The organism is Pseudomonas sp. GW456-E7 (assembly GCF_059424105.1).
In genome coordinates, this window is record NZ_JBWKZB010000005.1 from 14,623 (window position 1) to 30,708 (window position 16,086).

14 protein-coding genes are annotated in these 16,086 nt (G+C 59.1%); 3 read left to right on the forward strand and 11 right to left on the reverse strand.

Annotated features, from left to right (window positions below; all coding sequences use genetic code 11):
• Positions 1-196 precede the first annotated feature (196 nt).
• The gene (locus AC07YV_RS05400) at positions 197-1,591 is read left to right on the forward strand and encodes an undecaprenyl-phosphate glucose phosphotransferase (protein ID WP_102698703.1); all 1,395 of its coding nucleotides are present in this window, start codon (positions 197-199) and stop codon (positions 1,589-1,591) included.
• A gap of 744 nt (positions 1,592-2,335) precedes the next feature.
• On the opposite strand, the gene AC07YV_RS05405 is transcribed toward AC07YV_RS05400, so the two are convergent.
• From AC07YV_RS05405 to galE, 6 genes are all read right to left on the reverse strand, one after another.
• Entirely contained in the window at positions 2,336-4,414 is a 2,079-nt protein-coding gene (locus AC07YV_RS05405) for a YjbH domain-containing protein (protein ID WP_102698705.1), read from the reverse strand.
• Positions 4,411-5,172: a capsule biosynthesis GfcC family protein gene (locus AC07YV_RS05410; RefSeq protein ID WP_102698706.1), complete on the reverse strand. Its 762-nt coding sequence runs from the start codon at positions 5,170-5,172 to the stop codon at positions 4,411-4,413. Before AC07YV_RS05410 ends, AC07YV_RS05405 begins: the two co-directional genes overlap by 4 nt.
• Positions 5,169-5,834 (reverse strand): YjbF family lipoprotein, encoded by a 666-nt coding sequence (locus tag AC07YV_RS05415; protein WP_102698707.1) that lies wholly within the window; start codon positions 5,832-5,834, stop codon positions 5,169-5,171. The genes AC07YV_RS05410 and AC07YV_RS05415 overlap by 4 nt, the downstream gene beginning before the upstream one ends.
• 14 nt (positions 5,835-5,848) lie before the next feature.
• Positions 5,849-6,964, reverse strand: a complete 1,116-nt coding sequence (locus AC07YV_RS05420; protein ID WP_494990267.1) for a polysaccharide biosynthesis/export family protein — start codon at positions 6,962-6,964, stop codon at positions 5,849-5,851.
• 90 nt (positions 6,965-7,054) lie between these two features.
• Entirely contained in the window at positions 7,055-7,291 is a 237-nt protein-coding gene (locus AC07YV_RS05425; protein WP_102698709.1) for a hypothetical protein, read from the reverse strand.
• A gap of 231 nt (positions 7,292-7,522) precedes the next feature.
• Entirely contained in the window at positions 7,523-8,539 is a 1,017-nt protein-coding gene (galE, locus tag AC07YV_RS05430; RefSeq protein ID WP_102698710.1) for a UDP-glucose 4-epimerase GalE, read from the reverse strand.
• A 390-nt stretch (positions 8,540-8,929) separates the two neighbouring features.
• Here galE and galU point away from each other — a divergent pair, with 390 nt between their 5' ends.
• Together galU and AC07YV_RS05440 are read left to right on the forward strand one after the other, a co-directional pair.
• Positions 8,930-9,763: a UTP--glucose-1-phosphate uridylyltransferase GalU gene (galU, locus tag AC07YV_RS05435; RefSeq protein ID WP_102698711.1), complete on the forward strand. Its 834-nt coding sequence runs from the start codon at positions 8,930-8,932 to the stop codon at positions 9,761-9,763.
• 46 nt (positions 9,764-9,809) lie between these two features.
• Entirely contained in the window at positions 9,810-10,232 is a 423-nt protein-coding gene (locus AC07YV_RS05440) for a mannose-1-phosphate guanylyltransferase (protein ID WP_102698712.1), read from the forward strand.
• 207 nt (positions 10,233-10,439) lie between these two features.
• Here AC07YV_RS05440 and AC07YV_RS05445 read toward each other — a convergent pair whose 3' ends face one another.
• From AC07YV_RS05445 to AC07YV_RS05465, 5 genes are read right to left on the reverse strand one after another with little or no spacing between them, the layout of a single operon-like run.
• Positions 10,440-11,570, reverse strand: a complete 1,131-nt coding sequence (locus AC07YV_RS05445) for an SGNH/GDSL hydrolase family protein (protein ID WP_102698713.1) — start codon at positions 11,568-11,570, stop codon at positions 10,440-10,442.
• Positions 11,571-11,597: 27 nt separating this feature from the next.
• Positions 11,598-12,635, reverse strand: a complete 1,038-nt coding sequence (locus AC07YV_RS05450; RefSeq protein WP_102698714.1) for an acyltransferase family protein — start codon at positions 12,633-12,635, stop codon at positions 11,598-11,600.
• Positions 12,636-12,647: 12 nt separating this feature from the next.
• Complete coding sequence (locus AC07YV_RS05455; RefSeq protein WP_102698715.1) at positions 12,648-13,751, reverse strand: hypothetical protein; 1,104 nt, start codon at positions 13,749-13,751, stop codon at positions 12,648-12,650.
• On the reverse strand, positions 13,742-14,971 hold the full coding sequence (locus AC07YV_RS05460) for an MATE family efflux transporter (protein WP_102698716.1): 1,230 nt from the start codon (positions 14,969-14,971) through the stop codon (positions 13,742-13,744). The genes AC07YV_RS05455 and AC07YV_RS05460 overlap by 10 nt, the downstream gene beginning before the upstream one ends.
• Complete coding sequence (locus tag AC07YV_RS05465) at positions 14,968-16,080, reverse strand: polysaccharide pyruvyl transferase family protein (RefSeq protein WP_102698717.1); 1,113 nt, start codon at positions 16,078-16,080, stop codon at positions 14,968-14,970. Before AC07YV_RS05465 ends, AC07YV_RS05460 begins: the two co-directional genes overlap by 4 nt.
• Between the last annotated feature and the right edge of the window lie 6 nt (positions 16,081-16,086).

Genomic DNA, 16,086 nt, shown 5'->3' on the forward strand with positions numbered 1-16,086 from the left:
CGAAGTTGGCACTTGGCCATCTTGTTAGAACTCGTCAGACAGTATCTTCGCCAATAACTTAGTCTATTGACTGACGACAGTTCGGCATATCGACGTTGTTACCTCAGGACACTCGCTCTAACAACAATAACAAGTCTGCTTAACAACTCGGATTTCAACTGTCGAAACCTGAATGGACGTCTTTTGGGGATATTGTATGGATCTTACTCTTGGTATCAATCGAAACACTGGCCTCAAGGGACTTACCTTTTGGGGACAATGGGCGCTGGCACAGGCCTTTGTAGTTTCGCTGTTGTTCATACTTGCTGAACGACACACCGGATCGGTCGAGTTCTATTACCGGATGTGCGCAACGCTCGCCGTCCTGGCATCGGTTCCGGCTTATACGTTCAGCGGTGTGTACCGCAAAAGAGACAACTATCTGTCAGGGCTGGGACGCCTGTTCATGGGCTGGTCCATGACCATGGCGGCGCTGGCCTGCATCGCGTTTATCTGCAAGGCCGATGAGTTGTTTTCCCGACAAGTCATCCTGGGTTGGGCGGTGTACGGTTTCCTCGGACAGGCGTTGCTGTATGCGCCGCTGCATGCGTTTTCGAAGTTCTACCAGCGGTCACGTAAAAGCGAGCATAAAACCCTGATCGTCGGCACCGGCGAACTGGCACTGGGATTGGCGAACAAGCTGAGTGACCTCGAGAACCTGCCATTGGTGGGCCTGGTCAGCAACGGCCCCCTTCCCTCCCTGGAACCCGGCGCACCCCGCATCGTCGGCGCCCAGGAAGATCTGCTGGACCTGATCAAGACCCATGACATCCGTCGTTTGTACATCACGCTGCCCCTGTCGGAAGCGGCACAAATCGAAGCCATGTACGTCGATTTGCTGGATGCCAACGTTGACGTGGTCTGGGTGCCGGACTTGAACAGCCTGACGCTGCTCAATCACTCGGTGAAAGTCGTGGACGGCTTGCCGGCGATCTACCTGAACGAAAGCCCGCTGACCAGCCGGCCCACTGCCGCGCTGAGTAAAAGCCTGGCGGAAAAAAGCGTGGCCCTGCTGGCCATTATCCTGCTGAGCCCGGTGTTGCTGTTCATTGCACTGGCCGTAAAGCTCAATTCGCCCGGCCCGGTGTTCTTCAAGCAGGACCGTCATGGCTGGAACGGCAAGGTGATTCAGGTGTGGAAGTTCCGCTCCATGCGGGTGCACGACGATCACGAGGTCAAGCAGGCCAGCCGTAACGACTCGCGCATCACCGCCGTCGGACGCTTCATCCGTCGCACGTCGCTGGACGAGTTGCCGCAACTGTTCAACGTGCTGCAAGGACACATGGCCCTGGTCGGCCCGCGCCCTCACGCCATCGCGCACAACAACTATTACTCCGGGAAAATTCTCGCCTACATGGCGCGCCATCGAATCAAACCGGGCATTACCGGCCTGGCGCAAATCAATGGTTGCCGTGGCGAGACGGATACCATCGACAAGATGCAGAAGCGTGTCGAGATCGACCTCAAGTACATCAACAACTGGTCGTTGTGGCTGGACCTGAAGATTCTGGTGAAGACGCCGTTCACCTTGTTGTCGAAAGACATCTACTGATGGTCTAGGGCTGCACAAGGCAATACCGCAAGGGGACGCAAGTCCCCTTTTTTGTGGCTGTGATTCGGGAGTTGGGCGGTTGCCCGGACCTCCGGTTCACCAAAAGCCCCTTGTGGGAGCGAGCCTGCTCGCGAAAGCGTCAGGTCAGCCAACATCAATGCTGGATGTGCCGACACCATCGCGAGCAAGCTCGCTCCCACAGGGGATTGGCGGTGTGCCTGGATCTACGGGTCGCCCAGTAACCACTGCGGGAGCGCGGCTTGCCCGCGATGGCGTCGGGTCAGCCAACATGGATGCTGAATGTACCTACGCCATCGCGAGCAAGCTCGCTCCCACAGGGGTTGGGGTATCTACCGGATTTCCGGTTCACCAGAGGCCCCGTGTGGGAGCGAGCCTGCTCGCGAAGGCGTCGTGTCAGTCAACATCAATGCTGGATGTGCCGACGCCTTCGCGAGCAAGCCCGCTCCCACAGGGGATTGGCGGTGTGCCTGGATCTACGGGTCGCCAAGTAACCACTGTGGGAGCGTGGCTTGCCCGCGAAAGCGTCGGGTCAGCCATCATGGATGCTGGATGTACCGACGCCATCGCGAGCAAGCTCGCTCCCACAGGAATCGGGTGTGTAGCCAGATTTCCGAGTCACCAATAGACCCACTGTGGGAGCGAGCCTGCTCGCGAAAGCGTCGGGTCAGCCAACATGGATGATGGATGTGCCGACGCCTTCGCGAGCAAGCTCGCTCCCACAGGTTACTCGGTGATCTTCTCGAAGTTGCGATAGAACATGTCGTCGTCGCGGCTGTCGGTCATGGAGTGCAGCTGGAAGCTGCGATTGAGCCGTGCACCGCCATCCCGGGTCAGTGGCGACCAGACGAGGTTGGCGCGGCGCATGGTCGACATGCTCATCAGTTCGTCGAACGGAATGGACAGGTAGATGCCTTTGTCGAAACTACCTTCGCCGTATTCAGCGCCGGTGGCGGTGGTGATCGTTGCCCAGGCGCCAAACCGTACGCCGTTGGAAAACTCCCGCGAGATATCCAGAGTGCCGCCCCAGTCACCCGCCAGGTACCGCCCGACGCTGACGGCGGCCAGCGTATCGTACGGCAAGTCGGTGTAGCCGGTGATGTGGCCGGTCACCACTGAATAATCACGCAAGCCAAACCCCTGGTCGAACTCCCGCTGGCGGACGTAGTTCAGGTCCGCGCCCACCGACCAGCGCTCGCCGGTCGGACGGAACAGCACCTCGCCCCCGACGCCGGCAAACATCGACTCCAGGTAGCCACCGTACACCATGCCATACAGGTCTTTGTCCAACTGCTCGGCATGGCTGACCTGGAACAACGGCATGGTGACATCAGACGTGGTCATGTACTGGCGCAAGTCCGTGCGCACGCGGGGCAAGCCACTGGGTGCGTCATAGGTGAACTTGTCGAAGTTGTTGATCAGGTTGGCACTGAGCAAACCGCTCCACCAGGTGTTGCGGTTGAAGCGGTACTCGGCGTCCGCGTCGGCGCTGAACTGATAGAGCAAACCATCGGGGCCACCCACGTTCTGCTTGAAGCCCAGCCCGACGCCATAAGCGAATGGCTGCATCGCTTCGGTGTAGAGGGTTTTCTCGTTGTGCGGCATCGCCGGGTTGATCTCGGTGGTGCGGTGCAGCGATTGCAGCGGCTCCTCGTTGTTGATCACTTCGCGGAAGGTTTGCCTTGGCACGCTGGTTTCTTCAAGCGGCAGGCCGTAGCGCTTGTTCACCACGGTGAACCAGTCGATATCGTCGTTGACGCTGTTGTCCAGAATCCGGCTCGCGCGGCCTACGGCCTTGGCCGAATGGAAGTAACGCTGCTGCTCGCCGTACACGAACAATTCGGAATCGCGCTGGCTGATGCGCTCGACCTTGTACCCGGCATTTTGCTGCAGGCGCCGGGACACATCGGCCCAGTCGACCTGATCCATCCCGGTGCTCGGCGCCTTCGCCGGCAAGGGTTCAGCCGGCGGGTCGAACGTCTTGGCCGGCGCCTTGCGGCTGGCGAAGTTGGTGTGGAAGGTGACGCCGAACATCGCCGTGTTGCCGCGCTCCCAGGCCGCGCTGACGTCGATCGAGTCAGTCAGCTTGAACACCGCGCCAAGGTTGATCGGCGAGTCCTGCTTGATCTCGTTGTCCTTCGGCTCGTGCTTGTAATCGTTGCCTTCGTATTCGAGTTTCAGGCTGAGCCGATCCCAGGGCGTCTGGTAGCTCACGCCGCCGAACAATGAAGGCTCGCCGCGAAAATACGCCCCGGTGTTGACGTCACCGGTGCCTTCGCTGTCGGGCCGGGTCTTGAAGCGATCGTCGATATAGCCCAGCGGATTTTCGAAGTCGCCGCGGTTGCCCAGGTAGCCCCAGGCAATGCCGGCGCTGAAATCAAAATTGTCGTAGCGCTTGTTGGCCACCACGAACTCACTGGAGAACAGGCCTGTACCACCGATGTCCCGGAAGCCCAAGGCCACCTCGGGCGCCCAATGGGTTTCTTCCCACAGGCGGACCTTGAGGTCGACCGCCTTGTCCTTGTAGCTCTGGTTGCCGCTCAACGATTCGGGGCCGTAAGGGCGGTTGGTGATCGCGGTGTAGCGAAACGAACCTTCCAGCCACTCCAGTGGTTGAAGTGAAACGCTGTAGCGACTATAGGGGTCGGTGCGGTTGGCATTCAGGCTCAACTCACCGGCCGGCGCCATCCGCGCCGTCGGCGTCTGCAACAAGCCCGCGCCACCGAAATCATTCTGGGTAATGCGTGGTTCTGCGTAAGCCAGACCACACGGCAATAACAATACAGCTGCAAAACGTAAATTCAACGAACCACCTCAGCCAGCTGCGTGGCAATCAATTCGGCCAACTGCTGATTCAGTTCAGGGACAGGCGGATCAAGGTCATCGGTTTTGACCGGGACCAGAATCCTGCTGCCGGCGACAGGTATCTGCCCGCTCTCGCGATTCCAGTGCGCAATGCCGACACGCCGGGTGACGCCGTTGGGCTGGATCAACCACAGGTAATCGGCGTCCGCATCGACCAGTGGCGTGCAACCCTGCAGGTAATCGCGGGCCTCTTGCAGGGGCTGATAGGTCAACCGGCACGACTCGGCGACAGCGCCGAGCACCTCGACTTCGTCGACCCGCAACGGGTAGATGAGGCGGTCGCCGTCGTTCAGGCGGATGTTGCGGGCAAACCCGACTTCCACGGCGACCGGGTCCAGAACCGCCACCTGGCGCCCGGTGACCGGCATGCGCCGGACTTGCTCGGCCAATCGCACCGCCAGGGCAGCCCGGCTCGGCCTGTCGAAAAGCACGGCCATGCGCTGTAACACGTCCAGATCGAACAGCACCCCGGCCTTGAGCCGGGCCTGTTGCTCGACCAGGGACTGACGCAGCAATACACCCGCCAACCAGTAACTCTCGGCATTGGGCTGGGCCACGTTGATCACGTCCAGCAACCGCCCGCCCGCCGGCAGGTCGACCGGCCCCGGGTGGGCCACGTCACCGGTGACGGTGACCGCTGCATGGCTGACGCTGGCGAGCAACAGCAGGCACGCCGATAGAGCCCTGACCCGCTTCACCGGGCATGCCTGCGGTCAGGGGTCAGTTGCATGATCTTGACCCGCAACTGCGAGGTCAGTTGCTGCTCACTCTGCACAATGAAACCGTCAACGGGGTCGACCCAGTAACGATTGGTCGCACGCAGGCCGATGGCCGGCGCGTCAATCTGCTCATCGACACGCAGCACGGCGTATTCCTTGTTGAGGATTTCCAGGGTTTCCATGGATTTGCGCGAGAAGCGACTGTTCAGCGTCACCCCGACTTCCTGGCCCTGGTAGAGATCGATCCAGCGCTGGCTGGTGAAGCCATCGGGCACTTTGTGGAGGCCTTGCTTGAAGGGCGAGATGTCGGCAAGGCGCGTCCCGTCCAGATCGCCGCCCAAGCCCAGGCCGATGCTGCGCACCGCCAGGCCATCGCGCATGAGCAGGACCTGTTTGCCGGACGCGACCCAGAACTGCAGGTCGTCGCGCTCACGCACCAGCGCCAGCACACCGGAACCGGACGGTGTGGTCAGCTTGAGCTGGGGATAGCGGACATCCGCCACCTGGGCCGCCGTCACGTCCAGCTCATCCGGCCCTGCCACCGCCGATTTGAGGTTGGTCAACGAAGCGACCATCAGCGGGTTACAGCCACACAACATCAAGGCCGCTATCAAGCAGACGCCAACTTTCAACGTTCTCACGATCGGACCCGGCCTTAATTGCTGTTGCTGCTGACTTCACTCATGTTCTTCGCCGCGGAAGCGCCCGTACCGACAATCGAGGCCGACGGCACCAACTGGCTGATGAAGCGATTCCAGCGAGTCACGTTGGCAGGACCTACGTAGACGACGTCCTGGGGACGTACTTCAAAGTGCGTGGCCAGCGCCATGGCGGTCGGTGATTCGGCTTGCAACTGGTAGACCTTCGCCGGTTCCACATCGAGGTTTTCAACACCCCTGATCACGTACACGGCATTACCGTTGGAGGTGGTCTGACTCAATCCGCCGACCGAGCCCAGCACATCGGACAGATTCATGGTGGCGGTCTTGAAACTCAGTGCGCGCGGCTGGTTGACCTCACCCATGACGTAGATGCGCTTCTTGTCGTTGTACGGCAGATACAACTGGTCGCCACCCTTGAGGTAGACGTTCTGCAACTCGGAATCCGACTGATTGAGCGTGTCGAGATTGAGCGTATAGACCCGCCCGTTTCGCGTCAGCAACAGACCGGACAAGTCGGCACTCGCCGTATCGATACCGGCGGAACCCAGGGCCTCGACCACACTGAGCGGGTTGGTGGAAATCAGCTGTGGACCGGCCTTCGAAACGGCGCCCGTCACCACGACTTTCTGGCTGGAAAAACGCAACACGGCGACATCCACTTGCGGTTCCGCGATGAAGGCCGACAGCCTGGCTTCGATGTCCGCCCGCAGTTGCTGGACGGTTTTACCGGCCGCCTGGACCTCTTTGATAAACGGGTAGTAAAGCGTGCCATCGGCACGCACCAGGCGACCGTTAGCGTCAATCTGCTGTTGCGCGCCGGAGGGTGCCGTCAGCTCCGGGTGGTCCCAGACTGTGATGTACAGCACATCGTTACTGCCGATGCGGTACTCGGCCGGGGCCGCCAACAATTCCGCCGGCACGGACTCACGCTTTTGCGTGGCCCTGTTCATGGAGATGAGCTTGGGTGTGATCGGAATGAGCTCGACCCGGCTGCTCTCACTGGCGCCCTGGCGTGTGATATCACTGGTGCTCAGGTATTGGCCGGGGGAAAACATGCAACCTTGTAAAGCGATGCTTGCCAACATTAAAAGAGAAAAACTACGAGTCATAATGGCACTACGCTATTCAAGGGCGAATCTAAAAACAAAGTCACCCGATTTGCATCGGGCGACCTTGTACTGCACCAACAGGTGTTTCAGTTAGTTGTGCGTGCCGGTTGTACCCGTGGTACCTGTCGTACCCGTCGTACCGCCGTTTGCACTTCCACCACTGTTGGACGCCGCTACAGCACTGGCGACCATTGCAGTACTGGCTGCAGTGGCTTGAGTCGCCGCCACGTTACCCAATACATTGGTCGCAGTTGTAAGCGGCGCTTCTACCGCGGACGCCCAGTTGCTCAACATCGTCAACAGGGCAATTGCCATCGCTTTCTTCATATCAACTCCTTTCTAACATTCAACCTGATAGAAACCGGGCATTACGTTAGAGGTGGTAGAGTTCAAGCCCGCAAAAATGCGAACAAGATCCGTTGTTCTTTCACAGTCTTACCCAACTGATAAAAGTCGAACGGCAGGTTTATATCTACGGACTTGCAAAAGGCATGGCCAGTGTATTTTCCCGACGATATCTAACAACCTGACCGGAAATAACATTGGGCTAAAACGCCATCATCCCAGGTAGCCCTTGGGGTGATTCGATTGCCAGCGCCAGGTATCGATGACCATGTCCTGCAAGTTGCGCGTAGCCTTCCAGCCCAACTCCTTTTGCGCCTTGGAAGGGTCGGCCCAGCTCTCGGCGATATCACCCGAGCGACGCGGCATCATCCGATAGGGCACCGGCTGGCCGCACGCCTGCTCGAACGCCCGCAGGACTTGCAACACGCTGTAGCCATCGCCCGTGCCCAGGTTCCAGGTATGGATGCCGGTACGCCCGGCGATCGACTGCAAGGCCTTGAGATGCCCGTCCGCCAGATCCACGACGTGGATGTAGTCGCGTACCCCGGTACCGTCGACCGTGGGGTAATCGTTGCCGAAGATCGACAACTCCTGCAGGCTGCCCACCGCCACCTGGCTGATGTAGGGCACCAGGTTGTTCGGAATGCCACTGGGGTCTTCGCCCAGATGACCGCTGTCATGCGCGCCGATCGGGTTGAAGTAACGCAACAGCGCGATGCTCCAGCGCGGCTCGGCCAGGCTCAGGTCGCGCAGCACATTTTCGACGATCAGCTTGGATTGACCGTAGGGATTGGTGGGGTTGCCCGTGGGGAAATCCTCGCGGATCGGCATCTGCTCCGGCTCGCCGTATACCGTGGCCGATGAACTGAACACCAGGCGAAACACCCCGGCAGCGGCCATCGCCTGACACAGCGTGATGCTGCCGCTGACGTTGGTCTCGTAATACTCAAGCGGCTTGCGCACGCTCTCGCCCACGGCCTTGAGACCGGCAAAATGCAGGACGGCATCGATGGCATGCTGCTGGAAAATCCGGTCCAGCAAGGCCCGGTCACACACATCACCGCGAATCATCAGCGCACTCTTGCCGCAAATGGCTTCCACCGCGTGCAATGCCGCGTCGCTGCTGTTGCAAAGATTATCCAGCACAACAACTTCATAGCCTGCCTCAAGCAGCGCGAGCGTGGTGTGCGAACCGATATATCCAGCTCCACCCGTTACCAGAATTTTCATAGCGCGGTCCATAGTGGGAAAAGTGCGAAGTTGCGTGTCAAGCCCCTCTTGTTAAAGCTGTGTGCTGATCCACACAAATAAGAGCGACAACAACCCAAAACAAAATTAGTTCAACGACTGGCAATAAATATTTTTTCAGGCCAAACTGTATTGCGGAATACTTATTAGCATTCCGACGCACTCACCACTATCAACAGATACCGACTAAAAATAACTAACAACTATCAACCCGACATCTCATAACATTGTCGCGTTATCCGCACATTGCTATTTGCCACTAGTGGCCAGACTCAGGTATTAAAGTAAGCCTTCAATAATCATTGAAACTTGCAATCACTCGTTATTGCGCGCACCCGTTGGCTGTGTTCCATGACTGTCCAGGATACTTTTATGATTCGTAAATGTTTGTTCCCCGCTGCCGGCTACGGCACTCGTTTCTTGCCGGCGACCAAAGCCATGCCCAAGGAAATGCTGCCGATCGTCAACAAGCCATTGATCGAGTACGCCGTCGAAGAAGCACGGGACGCCGGCCTGCAACACATGGCGATCGTCACCGGGCGGGGCAAGCGCGCGCTGGAAGACCACTTCGACATCAGCTATGAGCTGGAGCACCAGATTCGCGGCACAGAGAAAGAGAAGTTCCTGGCCGGAACCCGCGAGCTGATCGACACCTGCACTTTCTCCTACACCCGCCAGGTGGAAATGAAGGGCCTGGGCCACGCGATTCTCAGTGGCCGTCCGTTGATCGGCGACGAACCCTTCGCCGTGGTACTGGCCGATGACCTGTGCCTGAACCTGGAAGGTGATGGCGTGCTCACGCAAATGATCGAGCTGTACAAGAAATTCCGCTGCTCGATCGTGGCCATCCAGGAAGTCCCCCGCGACCAGACCCACAAGTACGGCGTGATTGCCGGCGAGCCGATCTCCGACGGGATTTACCGGGTCAACAACATGGTGGAAAAACCGGCCCCGCAGGACGCCCCGTCGAACCTCGCGATCATCGGCCGCTACATTCTGACGCCGGATATCTTCGATCTGATCGCCGACACCGAACCGGGTAAAGGCGGAGAAATCCAGATCACCGACGCGCTGATGAAACAGGCGCAGAACGGCTGTGTGCTGGCCTACAAGTTCAAGGGTTTGCGCTTCGATTGCGGCGACGCCGAGGGTTACCTGCAGGCGACCAACTTCTGCTACGAAAACGTGTATTTGAAGGGCCGCTAAGACGGCTCCAAACCCGACGCCCACTCTTCATTCAGGCAGGCCAACCATGAACATTGCACAACTCTCGGCATACATTGAAATGGAGGTGGGCAACCTCGGGGTGATGTCCTCGTTATCGCGCCATCAGCGGTTGCCGAGCGCCAACGAATCCTGGCTCGGCCCCACTCTGCTGGTGGAACGAATCGGCATGTTTCCCTCTTCCGGAGACATCCGCCGGCCGATGCTCGACCCCTATCCCCTCCTCGCTCACCTGAAAAGGCTTTACCGCGGGCAGGCGCTGGAAATCGACGACCGCGATGGGCTGAAAGTGATTTTCAGCGACTGGCGATTCCGGGTGCGCATTTGCTGCAACGACCCGGCCATCATCATCAACGTGGAGACCCGTTGTGCTACGCAACTGATGCCGCTTAAAACCGCAGAGCTGCTGAGTCACCTGGAAACATTCGAAAATAGCCGCAGCCCCCTGTAGGAGCTGCCGCAGGCTGCGATCTTTTGATCTTGATCTTGAAAAACAAAATCAAAAGATCGCAGCCTTCGGCAGCTCCTACATCAAGCCCGCGACATTCAAAAAGGTCGAAAATTGTCGCAGCCCCCCCTGTAGGGGCTGCCGCAGGCTGCGATCTTTTGATCTTGATCTTGAAAATCAAAATCAAAAGATCGCAGCCTTCGGCAGCTCCTACATCACGCCCGCATCGCAGCTGTCCTGTCCGCCAGCAATCCAGCGATAGAAGAAATCGGCAATCACCCGCCCACCCGTGGCCGGAACCGGATGAATCTTGTCCGGGCCGATCATGGTGGCGGCATAGCGCTTGAAGTCGGCGCCGAACGCGCACTGCAGATTGGCGTAACCGAGGTGTTCCTTGCGTGCCCAGGGTTCCAGGACTTGCGCATAGGCCGACATCGGGTAAGCACTGGAACGTGTGGTGTCCTGACGCAGGATCAGGTTGATGCTCGCCGCCGGTTGAATCTCGCGAACCATCCCCACCAAGCCCTGAATGTTCTTCAGGTACTGCTCGGGTTTCACGCCAAAACCCTGGTCGTTACCGCCCAGCATGATCAGGTAGATGTCGGCGGGAATCTTCGACACCACCGTCTTCCACTGCGCCTGCCAACGGCCATCGCTGTGGTAGAAGTCAGCGGACGCCGCGCCGGACGCCGCCAGTTTGGACACCCTCACACCGTCCTGTTGGTTGCTCATCCACAGGCCGAAGAGCGTTGGCGCGCCTTTCACCACTTCCAGCCGAAACGCCCAGTCTTTCGCTGCCGATGTACCTGGCAGTGGCACTTCCTGAACCCCTGAACCTGCGAGCGTCAATGGCTGCCAGGATTGCGACGATGCCCAACGGTAGCGAACCTCATTGGGTTCGCCATTGCCGAGGTAGAGCAATTTCGCCTGGGTGACAGCCGTGTTGATGGCCGGTGTCGGATCGGCATCGATCTCCAGCCAGGCGCCGGGCCGACCGGTAAGGGTGCGACTGTCGGGGCTGGCCTGGCCAAGGGTGGACACTTGCCAGTCACCGCCGAAGTATTTCTCACTGCTGCGGGTGTATTTGAAGTGCGTGCCGCCCAGTGCCGCGCCGTGGTTGAAGCCGACATAACCGGGACCGGCGAAACCCGTGTCCCCGGCCAGCCGCTGCACCAGTTTGTTCAGATAGAAATCCTGTCCGGCGCTGTAGCTGTCGCCGATCACCGAGATGGACAGGACCTTCCCACCCTTCCCTTCGCGCCACTGGCCGAACCGTTCGCGAGCGTCGCCGACCTCGACCACATACGCCGCAACTGGCTGGACGTCATCAGCTGCCAACATGCATCGTTTCCTTCACTCGGACACTCATCAGGTCTGGGGCACCGGGGCGACGTTTGCCGGCGGTTTTTTCGCCGCCGCACGCTCCCCCAGGAACAGCACGGAGGTGAAGTTGAATCGACTGAAAACCATCGACAGCACCACCGGCCCCAGCAAGCCACACGTCAGGCCACCGAACACCAGAAGGCTTTCGTCCTTCACGCCCAACCGCCCCAGGACAAACCGCGAAGTGGCGGCAAACAACACATGGAACAGGAAGATCGCGTAGGAGTACCCGCCGAGCCAGGTCAGCCATTTCGAGCGCATGTCACTCGACAGCAACGCAATGCAGGACACGCAACCCACGGTCAGACCGATCAGGCTGCGGCGGTCGACGATCAACTCGCGATCCACCGCCGCCACGTACAGCAGCGTCAGCGAGATCAACACAAACACCAATGGCCCGATCACCTTGAACCGTTGCTTCAAGCCATCGACATTTTCCTGGCCAATCATCCCCGCCACAAAAAACGGTAGCAGGTAGATCGCGCCGTTGATGCCGAACGCATCGAACTTGAACGGCGGTAGCAAAAACAGCACCGCCGCAAAGGCAAACAGCAGATACAGGCGCGTCGCCGAACGCAGCAAGCCACGCCACTCCAGCAGGCCGACGAACATGAAAATGATGAACACCGCCTGCAAGAACCAGAAGTGGTTGATCGGCACCCAGAACGACAACAACGCATCGATCACGCCGACGTCCTTGTTCACGCCCGGGCCCACCGCCTGCAATACGGAGAACGGCACGCCCACGCAGAACAGCGGCACGATCAACCGTCGCACCTTGCCGGAGAAGAACACCGAAAAGTCATTCCCGCGGATTTTGTAGATGGAATAGATGTAGCCGGAAATGAAGGTGAACAGCGGCATGCGCACATACACCATCGAGTCGGCGATCACCCGGAACGGCGAGCCCAGGTCTATTTTCAAGCCGCCGCCCAATGGGCCGATGACGTGATAGAGCACCAGCAGCAGGCACGCCAGGCCGCGCAGGGTTTCGATCTCCAGGGACTTTTTCTTGCTCGACATAAAGCACCTGCCTCAATTCAGAATTCTTGATTCAACCTGCACCGGCTTGTTCGCCCGCAACATCAATCCCAGGCCCACGAACAACACCGGTACCACCATCGAGAAGTGCCGGGCAAAGGAGCCGAAGTCCGGCTCGAACAACCCTTGAACCAGCAAAAATGCCAGCGGAATCGCGATCAGTTCCTTAGGCTTGGTCTGGATCGGCGCGCCTTCGTAATCGGTCGAGGTGATGACTTTGAACAGCAGCAGCGCGGTCATGATCATCAACGCCACAAAGATCACCTGCCCCGGCCCCGACAGCAGAATCAGCTCCACCGGGAACGACAACCGGAAGAAGATGATCATCGAGTCCAGCGCCTGCGAGACAAAGTCGCTGCCGCTGAGCCACGAGACGATCAACGACTTGGAGCCCTCCTCGCCCGCCGTGCGCAGTTCGTTGTTACTGGCGCGAATCGACGACACCGGAAACCCGAGCGCCACCTGGATCGCCATGGCGACTGCCAGGTAGAACAGGAACAGCATCAGGAAGAAGGTGAAGCGCGAGACATACTTCTTCATCACGCAGACGCCGACCCAGGACAGTGAAAACAGAATCCAGTAGGGTCGGATCAGCACGCCGTAAATCACCGCCGAGAAGAAAAATCCGCCGCGATACTTGCGCGTCAACGAGCTGAGCAAAATGCTCAACACCGCCACCGACACGATGATTTCCTTGGTCAGGTTTTCCAGGAAAAACGAGCGAACGATGCCCCACAGACACAGCGTGCCGAAAATCGTCAGGGGCATGCGCCGGAAGACCACCACGGGAATCGCCGTGAGGAAAAAATTGCAGAACATGCCGTAGGCCCAGGCATTGGTCAGATTGATCCCGGTGGGCCGCAGCAGAAACGCCGAACACTCATAGGAAGAGCGATCCGGCGAGAACGGGTTCCAGAAATTGCAGTTGTCGGCACGGGCGTAGGACGACCACAAAGTCATGGCATCCGGGCCAGGATCGCGGGGGACCAACAGCGGCATGGCCACCGACAGAAACAACCCGGTGAAGAGGATCAGGAACGAAATCGAGGAATCGAGTCGCTTGCCGCGAAACTCGATGCACGGCAGCTTCAACCCCATGCCAAAGCCCCTTTCGGCCGGGTCACACGGGTCAACACGGCAATCACGCCGAGCTGCACGATGATCGCCAGGACATTGCCCCAGGCAGCGCCGTAGATCGAGTAGTGCTTGATCAGCACGTAGCTGACCGGCACCGAAACCAACAAGCAGATCGCCGCACTGGCCAGTGACACCCGACTGTTCTTCGAGGCAATCAACCCGCCCCAGACGATGTCGCCAATGGCGCGCAAGGCAAAGGAAAAAATCAGCACGCCAAGGATCGCATTGTCCGGACGCGGAACACTCGTGGCGACGTAATCGAGCACAACGTTGAAGAACAGATAAATCAGCACCGCCACCGCAGCGGACACCAGCAGCGAGCGCATCACCCATTTGTTCACGAACAGTTGCCGGACCGTGAACGGCTGTTGATCAGCCTGAAAACGTTTGGCGAGCACCGGAATGCCGACCACCGCCACCACCGCATAGGACAGCGCTTGCAAGGTATTGGCCGCCGACCAGGCGTACACGTATTTACCCAGGCTGGCGTAAGGTTCCAGATCGACGATCAGAAAACGCTCGGCGTACTGACTCAACGCGATCAAGCCTGTGCCGAGATAGAACGGCAGCCCGGCCTTCCACACGGTTGCCGTGGCCAGCGTCCCGCTCACCCGGCCTTTGTGCACCTTCACCACGATCAGGTAGCCGGCCACGATCACCAGCACGTTGGCCGCCACCCACAACCACAGCACACTGGCGATCCCGGACACCCAGCCGAGCATCATCCCGCCAACGGCCAACAGCGCCCAGAGGCCGGTCTTGATGAAAAACAGCAGCGCGCCGGCCGTGGCTTTCTGCGCGGAGAACACGAAGGAGTTGATTTCGAACGACAGGTGTTCGGTGAGCAAAACCAGGGTCACGCAGAGGATCAGCGCGGTCGTCGCCTCGACTGCCTGGAACAGCGAATAGACCAGCACCGTCACCACCGACAACAGCAGCCCCACGGCCAGGTACAGCAGCAGGACCTTGTCGACGACCCGTCGCGAACTGCCGCCGACGCTGATCAGCCGATTGATTTCGGAACTGAAACCGACGCTGTAGAACTTCGACGCAATCAACGAGGCAGCGACCACCACGCCATAAAAACCCAGTGCCTCATAACCGAGGAAATGGGTGATCGCCAGCACCAGCAAAAACTTCGCGCCCAATGCCCCACCGCGAAGCAGTAGCCGAAATATCATCGAACGATACCTTTGATGATGTCGTCCATGGCCACGGTTTTCGCCTCGATCTCACGGCAGGTATCGGTCAGGCGCTTGCCAAAATTCGACAGCGCATTCGGCGCGTAGACCGTGTCGATGATGGTGTCGACGTCAATGTCGCCGCCGTTGATCACCCAGTCTTCCACACCCATGTCCTGATAGGCGCCGAAACCTTTGCGCTCGTAGCTGATGTGGTACGCCGGGACGCCGGACAGCAGCGATTCGATGGCGCCGTGCAGGCGTACGGAAATCACCAGGTCCGGCTGGTATTTGGCCAAGGTCGCTTTCAACGGCAACAGGTCTTCGGTAATGCCCAGTTCGCGATAGAACGCACCGTCATCGTTGCCGCGCACGGCGCTCTGCACCGCGCAAACCACTTTGCTTTTGTTCTTCAAGCGCTGCAGCAGCACCTTCAGATTGGCCACGTAGGCGACCTTCTTCTCCTTGCTCCACTCCGGCGGCTTGCGCAGCACGACGCACACCGTGGCCGGCGATGAGGCGCAACGGGTGAACTTGGGCTGCATGAGGATTTTGCTGGCCAATGACTGGACCGCCAGATCCGGCGCGCGGTAGACATTTTCACAGGCATCGAAAATCGCCGATGAGCGATTGTCGCGCACGAACACCGCATCGGCGCTGGCGTAATGCTCGACGATCTTGCTGCTCTCGCCGTGGAACGGCCCGATGCTTTGCGGCAGGTACACCGACGGCACTTTGCTGAGGATCGCCGTTTCCAGTTGCTTGGCGTGGCCCAGTTTCAACTTGATGTGTTCGAAGGCGCTTTTGGAGCGCATGTAGCCGCCACCGACGCCAACGATCAAATCGGTTTTCTTCAACAGATCCGCGAGACCGGCATAGGACTGGTTGAGGAACACCGCCTGCTTGACCCGCCCCAGCCCCTTGGCCGCCATGACCGGCGCGTCAAAACGCGGGTGCGGCAAGTAACTGAAGGACTCTGGATCGGAGGCCACGACACTGATCGAGGTGTCGTCACCAAAGTTTCGCTGCACCAGGGCAATGGCCAGATCCACGAGCAGACCGTCACCGGAGTTGGACGCACTGTAGCCATGCAAAATCGTTACGTTCATATGCTT